The organism is Vibrio ichthyoenteri ATCC 700023, assembly GCF_000222605.1.
In the GTDB taxonomy this organism is placed as follows: domain Bacteria; phylum Pseudomonadota; class Gammaproteobacteria; order Enterobacterales; family Vibrionaceae; genus Vibrio; species Vibrio ichthyoenteri.
This window is the reverse complement of the sequence record NZ_AFWF01000025.1, coordinates 1-800: the sequence shown is the minus strand read 5'-3', so window position 1 is coordinate 800 and position 800 is coordinate 1. Positions and strand designations below refer to the sequence as shown.

The window sequence follows — 800 nt, the reverse complement described above, 5'->3', positions numbered from 1 at the left end:
TGCGTCATGCTTGAATCTAGCAGTTTCCATTTAGTATCAAGTACTACCTTATTGTTCATTCCATGTCGAATCAGTAAATCAGGGCGTAGGCTAAACCTTCCACGATTGTCGTATGTTGCTAAATGCTGACCAGTCGCTTGTGTCGATAACGTAAACTCTGGGTGCTTGCTAGCGAGTTGTTCTTTTAATACCTTCGCTACGTAGTCTTCAAACACTTTTTCCATGGGAAAAAGTAGTGACGCAGCATTAGTATTGCCCTTCATGTTTTGTGGTGAAAAACCATTCAAGATTAAACGACACCACTCTAAAGGAGCCTGGTAATAGCTCATACCCCGATCTTGCTTGAGCTTCGTAAAATCAAGCTTATGATCGTTACTTTTAGGAATTTCATGGAAAACAAACAACAGTTCTTGTAAAAGCTTTTGATTGGAAGCACTACGAGCAAAACTCTTCACTTTGAGTAAGGCACTATGAATCAGTCGATTCGCAGGGCGATCCAGCATGAACTCATCATATTCACAGAAAAACTTATGCTTATTGATGAAGTTATGCCTAACTTGCTTGCCTACATTGAGCTTTCCTTTCAAGAAAGCTAGATTCTCTTCTTGCCGAACATAGTCACTTCTCAAACCACGCTTTATCAACACATTCACTGAGTTTAAAAACTGGCTGATAAATACTTCTAGCAATGGCATTTTCTGGCTAGTGATATTGGCACTTGAGGTTTGAATATGAGCAAAGCCCTTTAATGCCTTTAGCATGATCAACAATAACTGACGGGCTTCTTCATGCTCATCAGT

Annotated in this window: 1 protein-coding gene; it reads right to left on the bottom strand. The window is 39.9% G+C overall.

What is annotated here, in order from left to right; genetic code table 11:
* The coding region (locus tag RH85_RS02920; protein WP_006710694.1) for an McrC family protein at positions 1 to 800 on the bottom strand (800 nt) is incomplete at both ends.